Consider the following 13,847-nt stretch of genomic DNA (forward strand, 5'->3'; position numbering starts at 1 on the left):
GCGGGGGCGCGGCGGCCGGGCCTGCGGGTGCTGCGGGAGACGGCCACGCCGGCCAGGCACAGCAGGCCGCCGGCGAGCGTGATCAGCCCGGGGACCTCGCCGAGGAACAGCCACGACATCGCGACGACCAGGGCGGGGACGGCGTAGGTCGTGGCGCCCATCTTCCCGGCGGAGGTGCGGGCCAGCGCGTAGCCCCAGGTGGTGAACGCGATCGCGGTGGGGAAGACGCCCAGGTAGACCATGTTGAGGGTGGCCCCGGCCGAGGCGTCCGCGGCCTGGGACGCCAGCTGCCCGGCGAACGGCAGGCAGAACAGGGCGCCGACGGCGCACGCGAACGTGGTGAACTGCAGTGCGGAGGCGTGCCGCAGCGCGGGCTTCTGGCTGACCACGCCCGCCGCGTACGTCACGGCGGCGACCAGGCAGAGCAGCACCCCGCCGACGGACGCGCGGCCCTCGCCGGACATCGACAGCCCGACGACGGCGGCGCCGGCGAACGACACCGCCATGCCGGCGATCAGCCGGGGCGAGATCCCCTCCTTCAGCAGCCAGCCGCCGAGGAGCGCGATCAGGATCGGGCCGATGTTGACGACGAGGGCGGCGGTGCCCGCGTCCACGAGTTGCTCGCCCCAGTTCAGCGCGACCATGTAGGCGCCGAACCACAGGACGCCCGCCGTGATGATGCCCGGCCAGGCCGCCTTGGGCGGCAGCCCCTCGCGCCGCACGAGCCAGAGGGCGCCCAGCACGACCGTCCCGGCGAGGAGGCGGCCGAGGGCGAGGGCGCCGGGGCCGTACTCGGCTCCGGCGCTGCGGATCGAGACGAACGCGGACGCCCACAGCACCACCGTGACGGTGGCGGCGGCGACGGCCGCCCTGTCGATGCGACCCGTGCTTTTCTGCTGCATGTCACGCACCCTAGGTATGGGTCATTTCCATGAACACCGAAGGAACGTGCCGGGTCGCGGCATGCCCAGGTGGACCGGGCCCAGTCTGGTCACACCCTGGTTTCAGGTCCAGCGAATATTCCTACAGGCAACTCTTTAGGAACTCTACGAGGTGGCGAGGCCCTCGAACGGCGACGACGCCTGCGCGTAGCGGCGCTTCGGGATGCGCCCGGCGAGCCTGGCGAGCCGCCCGGCCTCCACCGCGTGCCGCATCGCCGCGGCCATCCGCTCGGGGTGCCGCGCGCGGGTGACGGCCGTCGCCAGCAGGACGGCGTCGCAGCCGAGCTCCATGGCGAGCGCGGCGTCGGACGCGGTGCCGAGCCCGGCGTCCAGGATCACCGGCACGCCCGCCCGCTCCACGATCAGCTCGATGTTGTGCGGGTTGCGGATGCCGAGGCCCGAGCCGATCGGGGAGCCGAGCGGCATCACCGCGGCGCACCCGAGCTGCTCCAGGCGGTGCGCCAGCACCGGGTCGTCATTGGTGTACGGCAGCACGACGAAGCCGTCGTCGACGAGCTGCTCGGCGGCCTCGACCAGCTCGATCGGGTCGGGCAGCAGCGTGTGCTCGTCCGCGATCACCTCCAGCTTGACCCAGTTCGTGCCGAGCGCCTCGCGGGCCAGCTTGGCGGTGAGGACGGCCTCCCCGGCGGTGAAGCAGCCCGCGGTGTTCGGCAGCACCCGGATGCCGCACTCCTTCAGCACGTCCAGCACCGAGCCGCGCGCCGACGGGTCCACCCGCCGCATCGCGACCGTGGTCAGCGCCGTCCCGGACGCCGTCAGCGCCTCCCGCAGCACGTGCATGCTGGGCGCGCCGCCCGTCCCCATGATCAGCCGCGACCCCAGCTCCTCCCCGGCGATGACCAGCGCATCCGACATTTCAGCCTCCTTGCACGGTGTCCTTGTGGGGGGCGCCCCCCACGCCCCCGGGGGCGGGGTCCGCCCGCCGCGTTCCACTCCGCCGCGTTCCACTCCGCTGCGCTCCGCTCCACGCGGCGGTCAGCCTCCTTGGACGGCGGTGAGCACTTCGATCCGGTCGTCGTCGCGCAGGGTCGTCGCCTCCCACGCGGAACGGCGGACGACCTCGTCGTTCAGCGCGGCCGCCACGCCCGTCCGGGCCGCGGTGACGGACGCGACGACCTCGGCGACGCTGGTGCCCTCCGGCAGCTCGCGCGGCTCGCCGTTGACGGTCACCTTCATGCTCGCACCTCGGAGAAACGGGCCGGGGAGAACGGCCCGGCGACGTCGGGGACGGGGGCGTCCAGCAGCATCGCGGACAGGATGTCGGCGCTCACCGGGGTCAGCAGGACGCCGTTGCGGAAGTGCCCGGTGCCGACGAACAGGCCGGGCGGCCCGGCGGGGCCCATGACCGGCGCGTTGTCCGGGGAGCCGGGCCGCAGCCCGGCGGTGACCTCGGCGAACTCCAGCTCGGTGATGCCGGGCAGCAGCTCGCGGGCGTCCCGCAGCAGCTCCCACAGCCCGCCGGCGGTGACCCGGGTGTCGAAGCCCAGCTCCTCCTGGGTGGCGCCGAGGACGATCTCGCCGTCCGCGCGCGGCACCAGGTAGACCGACGAGCCGCGCACGAGGCCGCGCGTGGTCCTGGTGAGGAACGGCAGCCGGGTCCGGAGCCGGATCACCTGGCCCTTCACCGGGCGGACGGGCGGCACGCTCCCCGGCGGCAGGCCCTCCAGGTCGCCCGACCAGGGCCCGGCGGCGAGCAGCACCCGGTCGGCGCGGACCGCCGTCCCGTCGTCCAGGCCGACGCCGGCCGCCGCATCGCCCTCGGTCAGCAGGCGCACGGCCCGCCGCCGGACGAGCCGGACGCCGAGCCGCTCGGCCGCCGCGAGCAGCGCCGCGGTGAGCCGGCGCGGGTCGACCGAGCCGTCGCGCGGGGCGAGCAGCCCGCCGCGCACGCCGGGCGCGAGCATCGGCTCCGCCCGCCGGCTCTCCCGGCCGGTCAGCGCCTGGACGGGGATGCCGAGGCTCTCCTGGAAGCGGCGCAGGTCGTCGAGGTAGGTGAGGTCGTCGGAGTCGAACGCGACCTGGAGCAGCCCGTCCGTGCGGTACCCGGTCCCCAGGCCGGTCAGGTCCTCCAGTTCGGCGACGAACTCGCCGTACCGGTCGCGGGACGCGAGGCCGAGCCGCAGCAGCGGCTCCTCGCCGTAGGTCAGCTCGCTGACCGGGGTGAGCATCCCCGCCGCCACCGACGAGGCTCCGCTCGCGGGGGACGGGTCGATCAGCGTGACCGCGGCACCGGCCGCCGCGGTGCGCCAGGCGGTCGCGAGGCCGATGACGCCCGCTCCCACGATCGCGATCTGCATGCGCGCTCCCTTCGCCGGCATGATCCGGATCAGGTCTGGCGGTCGGCGGCCCGTTCAGCCGCCCTCTCAGCCCGGTCGCACCGGACTCCCGCGCTCTGTGCCGTTTTACCCGGTTCCCACCATACGACCTCGGCGGAGCCGTCCATCATCTGGACAGGTGTCCACCCGAAAAGCGCGGCACATTAGGCTGGCCTTCATGGAGAGCGTCATCGTCGTGGGTGGCGGGCTGGCCGGCGTGCGCGCCGTGGAGGCCCTGCGGAGCAAGGGGTACGAGGGCGCGCTGACGCTCGTGTCGGCGGAGCGGCACCGCCCCTACGACCGGCCGCCGCTGTCGAAGGCCGTCCTCGCGGGCGAGTCCGACGACACGACCGTCGACGCGGACTGGGACGCGCTGCGCTGCGACCTGCTGCTCGGCGAGCGGGCCACCGGGCTGGGCCTGCACGCGCCCGGACAGGGCGGCGTGCTCGCGTCCACGGCGGGCGACCTGCCGTTCGACGGGCTGGTCATCGCGACCGGCGCGACCCCGGTCACGCTGCCGGGCGACGGCCGCCAGCACGTCCTGCGCACCGTCGACGACGCCCGCGACCTGCGGTCCCGGCTCACCGAGGGCGCCCGCATCGTGATCGTCGGCGCCGGCTGGATCGGCGCCGAGGTCGCGACCACCGCCGCGAAGAAGGGCTGCCGGGTGACCGTCGTGGAGGCGGCCGACACCCCCGTCGCCAACGCGATCGGGCCGGAGGTGGGCGCCCTCACCGCCCCCTGGTACGCCGAGGCGGGCGTCGAGCTGCGCACCGGCGTGAAGGTCGCGTCCGTCGAGGAGGGCGGCCTCGCCCTCGCCGGCGGCGGCCGGATCGAGGCCGACGAGGTCGTGGTCGGCGTCGGCGTCCGCCCGGAGGTGTCCTGGCTGGACGGCTCGGGCCTGCTGGTGGAGCGCGGCGTGGTCACCGACGGCTCGTTCCGCGCCTACCAGGGCGAGGAGGAGCCCGGTGCGCTCCGACCGGACGTCGTGGCGGTCGGCGACTGCGCCGCCTGGTGGTCGGCGCGCTACGGGCGGCGGCTCCTGGTCGAGCACTGGGACACCGCCCTCAACGCCCCCGAGACCGCCGCCGCGGCGCTCCTCGGCCAGGACGGGGCCTACGACGCGGCCCCCTACTTCTGGTCCGAGCAGTTCGGCCGCATGGTGCAGTACGCGGGCAGCCACGCCGCCTCCGAGCGGCTCGTCCACCGCGGCGACCCGGCCGGCCGCACGTGGTCGGTGGTGTGGCTCACCGGCGACCGCCTCGACGCGATCCTCACCGTCGACCGGCCCCGCGACCTGGTGCAGGCGAGGCGGGTGATCGCCGCCGGGACGCCGGTGGACCCCGCCGCGATCGCCGACCCGGACGTCCCCGTCCGGCAGGCCGTTCGCTGATGGCGATCGCCGCGGAAGCGGATCGGCTGTCCAGGGGGTTTGAGCGTTCCGGAGGCGTGGTAGCAAGGGGGCGTGACGCAGATGCACGCAACCGTTGACAGCGCACTCGACCCCCGGACCGACGCCCTCGCCGGCGAATGGCTCACCCTCCGCGAGACCGCCGAACGGCTCGGGATCAAGCCCCATCGGATCAAGCAGCTCATCCACGAGCACCGGATCCTCGCGGTGCGCCGGGGCGGCGAGCCGATGGTGCCCGCGGCCTTCATCAAGGACGGCCAGGTCATCAAGGGCCTGCCCGGCACGCTCACCCTCCTGTCGGACGCCGGGTTCGACGACGTGGAGACCATCCGCTGGCTGTTCACCGCCGACGACACCCTCCCGGGGACGCCGGTGGACGCGCTCACCGAGAACCGGGGGACCGAGGTCCGGCGCCGGGCCCAGGCCCTCGCCTTCTAGAACCGACCGCCATCAACGGACGACAACGCACGACGTGACACGATCGCGGGGTCGCGCGGCGGGACGCCCTCGCCGCCCGGCCCCGCGGTCCGGCACGACCCGACCGCACGACCCGCATGACCCGTACGACCCGAGCAGGCCGAAAGGACGATCCTCCGCCGTGTCCAGGCATCTCCCCTCCGAACGCGCCGTAGCGCTGCGCGCCCGCCTCAGCCGGGCCCGCCTCTACCTCTGCACCGACGCGCGGGAGCGGCAGCGGGACCTGCCGGACTTCCTGGACGCCGTCCTCGCGAACGGCGTCGACATCGTCCAGCTCCGCCAGAAGGGCCTGGAGGCCCGCGAGGAGATGACGTACCTGGAGATCTTCCGGGCGGCCTGCGAGCGGCACGGGGCGCTGCTCGCGGTCAACGACCGCGCCGATGTGGCGCAGGCCGTCCGCGCGGACGTGCTGCACCTCGGCCAGGACGACCTGCCGGTGCCCGCCGCCCGCGAGATCGTCGGCGGCGACATGCTGATCGGCCGGTCCACGCACTCCGACGAGCAGGCGTCGGCGGCGGCCGCGGAGCCGGGCGTCGACTACTTCTGCACGGGCCCCGTCTGGCCCACGCCGACCAAGCCGGGCCGTCCCGCGCCCGGCCCGAAGCTGCTGGAGTACACGGCGGCGCAGCGGGTGCCGCGGCCGTGGTTCGCGATCGGCGGCATCGACCTCGGGAACCTCGGCGAGGTGCTCGCCGCCGGCGCGAGGCGGGTCGTCGTGGTGCGGGCCGTCACCGAGGCCGACGACCCCGGCGCGGCGGCGGCCGAGTTCGCGCGCCGGCTGGCGGCCTGACGCGGGCCGGCCCCGCCCGGTTCGGCGGGGGCGCGGTGCGGGCCGCTCGGGCGATCACCGACAATGGGGATCATGAACGTGGGACCTGACGACGACGACCGCACCGTCGACCTGGACGACGACCTGCAGATCCTGCCGGACCAGACGTCCGACGACACCGACACGGGCTGGGGCGACTGGCGCGCGACCGACGACAACGACGCCCGCCTCCTGGAGGACCGCCCGCCGCACTGGTAGGACCGGACGGGCCGTCAGAACATCATGCCGAGCGCGAACCCGGCGACGACGACCGCGCCGAGCGCGACCATCATCCGCCAGCGGTAGCGCGGTATCCGGGTCGGCCGCGGCTTCGGCGCCGGGCCCTGGCCCTCCCGCAGCGCCCGCACGAGCTGCGGCGCGGTCGGCCGCGCGGCCGGGTTCTTGTCCAGGCAGCGGGCCGCGAGGTCGCGCAGCGGGCCCTGCATGTCGCCGAGCTCGGGCCGCCGGGAGGTGACGCGCCGCATGACCGCCGCGCTCGGCCCGGTGCCGAACGGCGGGCGGCCGGTCGCGGCGAACACCATCGCGGCGCCCCACGCGAAGACGTCGGCGGGCGGCCCGACCGGCTCGTCCTCGATCTGCTCGGGCGCCATGTAGGCGGGCGTGCCGACGGGCCCGGTGGTCAGCGGGGGCGCGTCGGCGGTGCGGGCGATGCCGAAGTCGATGACCTTGGCGCCGTCCGGGCCGAGCAGCACGTTGCCGGGCTTGAAGTCGCGGTGCACGATCCCGGCGCGGTGGATCGCGGCGAGCGCCGCCGCCGACCGCAGCGCGACCTTGCGCAGTTGCGGCGCGGACAGCGGCCCGCGGTCGGCGACGACGTCCTGCAGGGACGGGCCCTCGACGAACTCGCTGACGATGTAGGGGCGGTCGCCGGTCATGTCGGCGTCCAGCACCCGCGCGGTGTGCCGCCCCGACACCTGCAGGGCCGCGTCCGCCTCCTTGACGAAGCGGCTGCGCGCCCGGTGCCCGGCCGTCGCGCCGCCGCGCAGCAGCTTCACCGTGACGAGGCCGCCGTCGCCGTCCCGGCCGAGGTACACGATGCCCTGGCCGCCCTCGCCGAGCCGGCCGAGCAGCGTGTAGCCGCCGAGGCCGCGCGGGTCGTCGGGGCCGAGCGGCACGCCGTGCCGGCGGTCGCGGCCGTGCCCGGGGCGGGGCCCGCCGCCCGGGCGTCCCTGCCCGGCCCGCGGCTTGCCCGCGCGGCCGCCGCGGCCGGGATGCGCCGGGCGCCCGGCGCGGGCGCCGGCGGGACGCGGGGAATGGGGGTTCGTCCTCCCGCGGGAGGTGTCGTGCGGCACTGGATGACTCCGACTCGGCGGGGGCGGACGAAGATTTCCTTATTTGTACCGCGTGACGGCTGGGCACGGCAGGGGAACCGAGATCTTTGTTTTTACTGGCATGTCCCCAGTGTCCCCTTCTGCGCGATCTTTCGGGACGAAGGCCCGACCATGACCGTGGCGCAGCCGTCCGGGACCTTCCACGCCCTCGCCTCCTCGTTCCAGTAGGCGAACGACCGCGCGGACAGCGGGAACGTCACCGTGGTGCTCTCACCCGGCGCGAGAGTGACCTTGGCGTAGCCCTTGAGCTGCTTGGGCGGCTGCCGCACGTCCACGCCAGGCGACGGCATGCCGATGTAGAGCTGCGGCACGGCGACCCCCGTGCGGCCGCCCGTGTTGGTGACGGTCACCTGGACCGCCTTGGTGCTCGCCTTGAGCCCGCTGTAGGAGAACGTCGTGTAGGACAGGCCGTGCCCGAACGGGAACCGCGGCGCGATGCCCTTCGCGTCGTAGTGCCGGTAGCCGACCATGACGCCCTCGGAGAACGCGGCGGTCTTGTTCACCCCGGGGTACTGGGCGGGGTTCCCGGACGCCGGGGCGTCGTTCTCGCCCACGGGGAACGTCACCGGAAGCCGTCCGCCGGGGTCGACGTCCCCGTACAGGACGCGCGCGAGGGCGTTCCCCGCCTCCTGGCCCGGATACCAGGCCTCGATGATGCCCTTCACCTGGCCGGCCCAGGGCGTCAGCACGGGCCCGCCCGTGTTCAGCACGACGATCGTGTTGGGGTTGGCCTTGGCGACCTCGGAGATCAGCCCGTCCTGGTCGCCGCGGAGCGGCTCGCCGCACTGGAGCGTCAGGCACGACTTGTCGAAGAACTCGCCCTGGCTGTCGGTGGCGAACACGAGCGCGACGTCGGCATTGCGCGCCGCGTTCGCGGCGGCGCCGCGGTCGTCGCCGTCGGTGTAGGTGACCGCGGTCCCGGATCCGGCGCGGCGCGCGATGCCCTCCCGCGCGCTGACCGTCGTGAACGGCACGACCTTCGCCGAGCCGAACCCGCTCGGGGCGTCCTGCGCGGCCCGCCCGATCAGCGCGATCGACGTGGGCGCCGCGAGCGGCAGGACGCCGTCGTTCTTCAGCAGCGTGATCCCCGACTCCTCGATGCGCCGCGCGGCGGTCTCGCTCGCCGTCCGGTCGATGCGGGACAGGTCGTTCGGGTACGCCTGCCGGTCGAACACCCCGAACTCGAACATCGTCCGCAGGATGTTGCCGACGTGCCCGTCGATGGTCGCCTGCGTGACCTTCTTCTGGGCGACGGCCGTCTTCAGCATGAGCGCGTTGTACTTCATGCCGATCGGCAGTTCCATGTCGAGCCCGCCGTTGGCGGCCCCGGCGGTGTCCTGCGCGGCGGTGTGGTCGGACGGCACGAACCCCTTGAAGCCCCACTCCGACCGCAGGATCCCGTTGAGGACGCCGTCGTCCTGGCACGCCCACCGGCCGTTCAGCTTGCCGAACCCGCACATGACGGTCGCCGCGCCGCCCTCCTTCACGGCGGCCTCGAACGGCGGCAGGTAGATCTCCCGCAGCGTGCGCGGGTCGACCTCCATGGCGAGCGACAGCCGGTCCTGCTCCTGCGTGTAGACGGCCATGTGCTTGACCGACGTCATCACGCCCTGCGCCTGCGCGCCCTTGATCCACGGGACGCCGAGGGTCGCCGACAGGTAGGGGTCCTCGCCGAAGCCCTCGAACGTCCGGCCGTTGCGGGGCGTGCGCAGGACGTCCACGGTCGGGCCGAAGACCAGGTCGTTGCCGCGGTGCCTGGCCTCCCAGGCGACCGTCCCGCCGTACAGCCGCGCGGTGCCCCGGTCGAAGCCCGCGGCGAGCGCGATCGGCGCGGGCAGCGCGGTCGCCTTGCCCTGCCGGACGCCGGCCGGGCCGTCGGTCATGTACACGGGCGGGATGCCGAGCCGGTCGATCCCGCGGCCCGTGTCGGCGTGCGCGTCCTCGAAGAACCCGCCGAGCGGGCCGCCGAACGGGTCGTCGGACGCCAGCAGCGCGATCTTCTCGTCGTCGGTCAGCTTCGGCAGCAGCAGCGCCGTCCGCCGGTCGGGCGTCAGCGAGGTGTCGCACCAGGGCCGCTGCGCCGGGTCGCCGCAGCGTCCCGCGGCCGCCCGCGCGTCCTGCGGCGCCGGGACCGCCGTCAGCGCCAGCACGGCCGTGAGCGCTCCCGCCGCCGGGAGCCACCGTCCCGCCCGCATCAGCGCCCCTCCCCGTGCTCGGCCGGCTCCTCGTTCTGGACGCGCAGGGCGTTCAGGGCGAACGCGACCATGTGGTAGTGGCCGATGAGGACGACCAGCTCGATCAGCTCGCGCTCGCCGAACCGGGTGGCCAGCTCCGTCCAGGTCGCGTCGGAGAGGGTGCCGGACGCGTGCAGTTCGTCCGCCGCGGTGAGGACCATGCGGTCGTCGTCGTTCCAGTCGTGCCCGTCGATGCCGAGCCGGAGCGCCGCGACCTCGTCCTCGGTGAGCCCGGCGCCGAGCGCGAGCCCGCGGTGGTGGTCCCACTCGTAGCCGCAGGACCGGTGGTGCGCGGTCCGCATGATCGCCAGCTCGCGGTTGCGGGCGCCCAGCGAGCCCTTCATGAGCAGCATCGACCCGAACCCGATCCAGGAGTGGAACAGGTCCGGGTGCCGGGCGAGCGTGGTGAAGATGTTCAGCGGACCGGTCGTGGCGGCCACGGCCTTGAGGACGTCGTCCCACGCGTCCTCGGGCAGCGGTTCGAAGCGCGGGACGCGGTTCCCCGGGGTGTCGGCGCACATGGCGACATTTCTGCCACCGATCAGTGGGAAAGTTCTAGTCCGCCGGGGAATTTTGGCCGAATCGTGTCATCGCCCCTGGGGGCGACCCCCTGGAACCCCCGCCTCCGTGCACTTACGTGGTCCGCGTGGTGGCCGCGACGGCCAGCTCCTCCAGGGCCCGCCGGGACTCGGCGGTGACCGGGGCGGAGGCGAGGATCCTCTCGGCCTCCCGCTGGTACCCCTCGATCATGGCCTCGCAGGCGGCCAGGCCGCCGGTCTCCTCGATGATCGTGCGCAGCTCGTCCACGCCGGGGCGGTCGAGGGCGGGGTCGCCGAGGCGGCGCTGCACCGCGGCGGCCTGCGCGGCGGAGGCGCGCTCCAGGGTCAGCGCGATCAGCACGGTCCGCTTGCCCTCGCGCAGGTCGTCGCCGGCCGGCTTGCCCGTCGCGGCCGGGTCGCCGAACACGCCGAGCACGTCGTCGCGGAGCTGGAAGGCGATGCCGAGCGGCAGCCCGTAGCCGGTGAGCGCGGCGGTCACGTCCGGGCGGGCGCCGGCGAGCGCGGCGCCGAGGTGCAGCGGGCGCTCGATCGTGTACTTGGCGCTCTTGTACTCGACCACGCGCAGCGCCGTGGCGACGGCCGCCCGGCCGCGGGTGCCCTCCAGCATGTCGAGGTACTGCCCGCACATGACCTCGGTGCGCATCAGGTCGTAGACGGCCCGGCCGCGGCGGCGGCGCTCGGGGTCCAGCCCGCACGTCTCGAACATCTCGCTCGACCAGGCCAGGCACAGGTCGCCCAGCAGGATCGCGGCGCCGCCGCCGAACGCCTCGGCGTCGCCCGGCCAGCCCTGCGCGCGGTGCAGCGCCTCGAACCGGCGGTGGGCGGACGGCTGGCCGCGGCGGGTGTCGCTGGAGTCCATGACGTCGTCGTGGACGAGCGCGCTCGCCTGGAGCAGCTCCAGGGACGCGGCGGCGGCCACGATGCCGGGGCCGTCCTCGCCGCCGGCGGCGCGCCACCCCCAGTAGCAGAACGCGGGCCGCAGCCGCTTGCCGCCGCCGAGCAGGGCGTCGAGGGCGGACAGCAGCGGGGCGAGGTCGTCGCTGATGGTCAGCAGCGCCGGGCGCTGCCGGTCGACGAAGCCGAGGAGGGCCTCGTCGACCTCCTTGCGGATACGGCTGGTCGACATGCCGAGATCGTATCCACCTGGGAGGATTCAACCCCGCCCCCGGAACGTGAGAAGTCACTGGATCTTCGGAAATAGGGACATAACGGCCGTGAGATGTGGTGAGCATCACGCATAACGGCGGTTCCCGGGATCTCCCGGGGCCGCCGGGGGCCCTTCTGTAGGCTTGGGGAATGCGACGTGCACGCCCCGACCGGGCCCCCACCGTCCGAGAGCTGCTGGCCTCGGGCGGGAGGTCCTTCTCGTTCGAGTTCTTCCCGCCCAAGACCGACAAGGGCGCGCGGAACCTGTGGCGCACGATCCGCGAGCTGGAGTCCCTGCACCCGACGTTCGTCTCGGTGACCTACGGTGCCGGCGGGGGCACCCGCGACACGACCGTCGACATCGTCGAGCGCATCGCGACCGACACCACGCTCACCCCGGTCGCGCACTTCACCGCCGTGAACCACTCCCAGGCCGAGCTGCGCAATCTGATCGGCCGGTTCGCCGCGGCCGGCGTCCGCAACGTCCTCGCGCTGCGCGGCGACCCGCCGGGCGACCCGATGGGGGAGTGGGTCAAGCACCCCGACGGCGTCGAGTACGCCGCCGAGCTGGTCCGGATGATCCGCTCCTACGGCGACTTCTGCGTCGGCGTCGCCGCGTTCCCCTACAAGCACCCGCGCTCGCCCGACGTCGACAGCGACGTCCGGTACTTCATCGAGAAGTGCCGGGCCGGGGCCGACTACGCGATCACGCAGATGTTCTTCCGCGCCGAGGACTACTTCCGGCTCCGCGACCGCGTCGCCGCCGCCGGCTGCGACGTGCCGATCCTGCCGGGCATCATGCCGGTGACGCAGATGAGCACGATCGAGCGGTCCGAGCAGCTGTCAGGGGCGCCGTTCCCGCCCGAGGTCAAGGCCCGGTTCGAGGCCGTCGCCGACGACCCGGAGGCGGTGCGCAGGCTCGGCGTCGAGCACGCCGCCGAGCTGTGCCGCGAGCTCCTCGAGCAGGACGCGCCCGGCATCCACTTCATCACGTTCAACAAGTCGACGGCGACGCGCGAGGTCTACTCGCTCCTCGGCGCCGGCGAGTACGGCGCCAGGGGCAGCGTCCCGCCCATGACGGCGTAGCGCGGCCCGCCGCCCGGGAACTCGAAGTCGCTCAGCAGGTCCACCATGCCGACCGAGCGGTAGAGGTTGCGGGCCGGGGTGTCCGGCCGCCGGTCGAGCGTCGACAGCACCACGGTCCGCTCCGGCCGGCCCTCGCACAGCGCGTTGAGCAGGCTCCGGCCGAGGCCCCTGCCCTGCGCCTGCGGGTGGACGTGCAGCTCGGCGACCTCGAACGCGTCGTCCAGCCACGCCTCCGCGTGCTCGGGGCCCTCCAGGTCCGACAGTGCCTGGTGGACGACGTCGTGCCACCACTGGCCGCGCGTCCCGTGGAACCCGTACGCGAACCCCTGGACGGGGCCCGTCAGGACGGGCAGCGCCCCGCGCCGCTCGACCACGAGTGCGCGGAACCCCGGGTACGAGGCGTGCCGCTCCATGATGGTGTGACGGCCGGGGAGCTGCTCGCCGGGCGGCTCCATCGCCGCCGCGTACACGTCCAGCATGGGGTTGAGCCTGCGTAGGAAGGCGCGTCGGTCGATCTCGCGCAGCTTCGGGTCCCTCACTTGACAGAGACTAGACCCGGGGGATGGTCCGCTGCGTCGCCGAGAGCCGATCGTAGATGTCCCAGAGGATGCGGTCGGCCGCCTTCTTCAGGCCCGCCCGGTTGGCGTCGAGCTGCCCGCCCCATGCGCGCGCCTCCGGGCCGAGCCACGCGTCCGTGCCGCGCAGGGTCTTCACCGGCGCGTCGAGCGCCTGCCGCAGCCGGTCGATGCCGCCGTAGGCGTCCGCGTACGCCTGGTAGAGCCGCTGGTACTCCGGGTTGGGCTGCTCGGCCGGGGACAGCTTCGCGGCGGCGGCGCCGGTCAGCGGCAGGGGCAGGCTCCCGGGAGGCGGTGGAGCGGCCATGGCGACCTCTCAGGCTCTCAGGCGACGTCGGTCGCTTCGTGGTGGGGCGCTGCGTGGTGGGGCGCTGCGTGGTGGGGCGCCGCGTGATGGGGCGCTGCGCGCAGGTCCAGCTTGGCGATGGCCGCGCGCGTCCGCTCGCTCATGGCCGCTCCCGTGAGCACCTGGACGGCGGCGGGCCGGACCCCCGCGCGGTCGGCCTCGGCCAGGAAGGCGCGCAGCCACTTCACGTCCATCGGGAGGTGGTGGCTGGACATGCCGAGCGACTGCCGGACGGCCTCCAGCCGCGCCCCGTCCCCGCCGGCGGCCTTCAGCAGGTCGGCGGCCGCCGTCGGGCCGAGCCGCTCGTAGAGCTTCTCGGTGTAGTCGGGGTCATCGGCGTTGGCCCCGAGGTGCGTCCAGACCGAGTCGGGGACGGGCCTGCCGTCCTGGACGGCCGCCACCACGGCCAGCGCGTCGGTCCTGGCGGCCTTGGCGGCGGCCTGCCGGGTGGGGAAGTTGCCGATGCCGCCCGCACCCCGCGGCGTGGGCTCGGGCGTGGACGTCGGAGGTGCCGCCCCAGGGGAGGGCGGCCCGGCGGGCCGGGGCGTTCCGGCCGGGACCGGGGCCGTCCTGCC

At 74.4% G+C, this 13,847-nt stretch carries 16 protein-coding genes; 5 read left to right on the forward strand and 11 right to left on the reverse strand.

All coding sequences use genetic code 11. The annotated features are described in order from the left end of the window. The 4 genes from E1284_RS30545 to thiO all read right to left on the reverse strand — a co-directional run. A partial coding sequence (locus E1284_RS30545) for a DMT family transporter (RefSeq protein WP_131943625.1) occupies window positions 1–902 on the reverse strand: 902 nt, incomplete at its 3' end. A 144-nt stretch (window positions 903–1,046) separates the two neighbouring features. Next, window positions 1,047–1,817: a thiazole synthase gene (locus E1284_RS30550; RefSeq protein ID WP_131943626.1), complete on the reverse strand. Its 771-nt coding sequence runs from the start codon at window positions 1,815–1,817 to the stop codon at window positions 1,047–1,049. Between the two features lie 120 nt (window positions 1,818–1,937). Next, window positions 1,938–2,138: a sulfur carrier protein ThiS gene (thiS, locus tag E1284_RS30555; protein ID WP_131943627.1), complete on the reverse strand. Its 201-nt coding sequence runs from the start codon at window positions 2,136–2,138 to the stop codon at window positions 1,938–1,940. Continuing rightward, entirely contained in the window at window positions 2,135–3,259 is a 1,125-nt protein-coding gene (gene thiO / locus E1284_RS30560) for a glycine oxidase ThiO (protein ID WP_131943628.1), read from the reverse strand. The genes thiS and thiO overlap by 4 nt, the downstream gene beginning before the upstream one ends. Window positions 3,260–3,455: 196 nt before the next feature. On the opposite strand from thiO, the gene E1284_RS30565 reads away from it, so the two are divergent. The 4 genes from E1284_RS30565 to E1284_RS41905 all read left to right on the forward strand — a co-directional run bounded on the left by E1284_RS30565 (window position 3,456) and on the right by E1284_RS41905 (window position 6,192). Then, window positions 3,456–4,670, forward strand: coding sequence for an NAD(P)/FAD-dependent oxidoreductase (locus E1284_RS30565; protein ID WP_131943629.1), 1,215 nt, complete (start codon window positions 3,456–3,458; stop codon window positions 4,668–4,670). 81 nt (window positions 4,671–4,751) lie between these two features. Then, window positions 4,752–5,126: an Rv2175c family DNA-binding protein gene (locus tag E1284_RS30570; RefSeq protein ID WP_131943630.1), complete on the forward strand. Its 375-nt coding sequence runs from the start codon at window positions 4,752–4,754 to the stop codon at window positions 5,124–5,126. Between the two features lie 160 nt (window positions 5,127–5,286). Beyond that, window positions 5,287–5,955 (forward strand): thiamine phosphate synthase, encoded by a 669-nt coding sequence (gene thiE / locus E1284_RS30575; protein WP_131943631.1) that lies wholly within the window; start codon window positions 5,287–5,289, stop codon window positions 5,953–5,955. A 72-nt stretch (window positions 5,956–6,027) separates the two neighbouring features. Beyond that, window positions 6,028–6,192, forward strand: a complete 165-nt coding sequence (locus E1284_RS41905; RefSeq protein ID WP_165965486.1) for a hypothetical protein — start codon at window positions 6,028–6,030, stop codon at window positions 6,190–6,192. A 14-nt stretch (window positions 6,193–6,206) separates the two neighbouring features. Here E1284_RS41905 and E1284_RS30580 read toward each other — a convergent pair whose 3' ends face one another. The 4 genes from E1284_RS30580 to E1284_RS30595 all read right to left on the reverse strand — a co-directional run bounded on the left by E1284_RS30580 (window position 6,207) and on the right by E1284_RS30595 (window position 11,245). Continuing rightward, a complete protein-coding gene (locus E1284_RS30580) occupies window positions 6,207–7,286 on the reverse strand; it encodes a serine/threonine-protein kinase (RefSeq protein ID WP_243714843.1) in 1,080 nt (359 codons plus the stop codon). A 92-nt stretch (window positions 7,287–7,378) separates the two neighbouring features. Beyond that, entirely contained in the window at window positions 7,379–9,520 is a 2,142-nt protein-coding gene (locus E1284_RS30585) for a beta-glucosidase family protein (protein WP_131943632.1), read from the reverse strand. After that, entirely contained in the window at window positions 9,520–10,080 is a 561-nt protein-coding gene (locus E1284_RS30590; protein ID WP_131943633.1) for a carboxymuconolactone decarboxylase family protein, read from the reverse strand. Before E1284_RS30590 ends, E1284_RS30585 begins: the two co-directional genes overlap by 1 nt. Window positions 10,081–10,192: 112 nt before the next feature. Beyond that, window positions 10,193–11,245, reverse strand: a complete 1,053-nt coding sequence (locus E1284_RS30595) for a polyprenyl synthetase family protein (protein ID WP_131943634.1) — start codon at window positions 11,243–11,245, stop codon at window positions 10,193–10,195. Window positions 11,246–11,415: 170 nt separating this feature from the next. Between E1284_RS30595 and metF the strand changes: the two genes are divergently transcribed. Further along, window positions 11,416–12,351 carry a methylenetetrahydrofolate reductase [NAD(P)H] gene (gene metF / locus E1284_RS30600; protein ID WP_131943635.1) on the forward strand — a complete coding sequence of 312 codons (936 nt, stop codon included), beginning with the start codon at window positions 11,416–11,418 and terminating at the stop codon, window positions 12,349–12,351. Here the strand turns inward: metF and E1284_RS30605 are convergent. The 3 genes from E1284_RS30605 to E1284_RS41910 form a co-directional block, all read right to left on the reverse strand. Beyond that, complete coding sequence (locus tag E1284_RS30605; RefSeq protein ID WP_131943636.1) at window positions 12,288–12,890, reverse strand: GNAT family N-acetyltransferase; 603 nt, start codon at window positions 12,888–12,890, stop codon at window positions 12,288–12,290. The two genes, metF and E1284_RS30605, sit on opposite strands and share 64 nt — an antisense overlap. Window positions 12,891–12,900: 10 nt before the next feature. Further along, window positions 12,901–13,233, reverse strand: a complete 333-nt coding sequence (locus tag E1284_RS30610; RefSeq protein ID WP_131943637.1) for a hypothetical protein — start codon at window positions 13,231–13,233, stop codon at window positions 12,901–12,903. A gap of 17 nt (window positions 13,234–13,250) precedes the next feature. Further along, on the reverse strand, window positions 13,251–13,847 hold a 597-nt coding region (locus tag E1284_RS41910), incomplete at its 5' end, for a hypothetical protein (RefSeq protein WP_207924043.1).

It is taken from the genome of Actinomadura bangladeshensis (genome assembly GCF_004348335.1).
Classification (GTDB): Bacteria; Actinomycetota; Actinomycetes; order Streptosporangiales; family Streptosporangiaceae; genus Spirillospora; species Spirillospora bangladeshensis.

Coding starts and splice junctions, on each gene's coding strand:
- E1284_RS30550 (WP_131943626.1), bottom strand. CDS start 1,817: ATGTCGGATGCGCTGGTCATCGCCGGGGAGGAGCTGGGGTCGCGGCTG.
- thiS (WP_131943627.1), bottom strand. CDS start 2,138: ATGAAGGTGACCGTCAACGGCGAGCCGCGCGAGCTGCCGGAGGGCACC.
- thiO (WP_131943628.1), bottom strand. CDS start 3,259: ATGCAGATCGCGATCGTGGGAGCGGGCGTCATCGGCCTCGCGACCGCC.
- E1284_RS30565 (WP_131943629.1), top strand. CDS start 3,456: ATGGAGAGCGTCATCGTCGTGGGTGGCGGGCTGGCCGGCGTGCGCGCC.
- E1284_RS30570 (WP_131943630.1), top strand. CDS start 4,752: ATGCACGCAACCGTTGACAGCGCACTCGACCCCCGGACCGACGCCCTC.
- E1284_RS41905 (WP_165965486.1), top strand. CDS start 6,028: ATGAACGTGGGACCTGACGACGACGACCGCACCGTCGACCTGGACGAC.
- E1284_RS30585 (WP_131943632.1), bottom strand. CDS start 9,520: ATGCGGGCGGGACGGTGGCTCCCGGCGGCGGGAGCGCTCACGGCCGTG.
- E1284_RS30590 (WP_131943633.1), bottom strand. CDS start 10,080: ATGTGCGCCGACACCCCGGGGAACCGCGTCCCGCGCTTCGAACCGCTG.
- E1284_RS30595 (WP_131943634.1), bottom strand. CDS start 11,245: ATGTCGACCAGCCGTATCCGCAAGGAGGTCGACGAGGCCCTCCTCGGC.
- metF (WP_131943635.1), top strand. CDS start 11,416: ATGCGACGTGCACGCCCCGACCGGGCCCCCACCGTCCGAGAGCTGCTG.
- E1284_RS30610 (WP_131943637.1), bottom strand. CDS start 13,233: ATGGCCGCTCCACCGCCTCCCGGGAGCCTGCCCCTGCCGCTGACCGGC.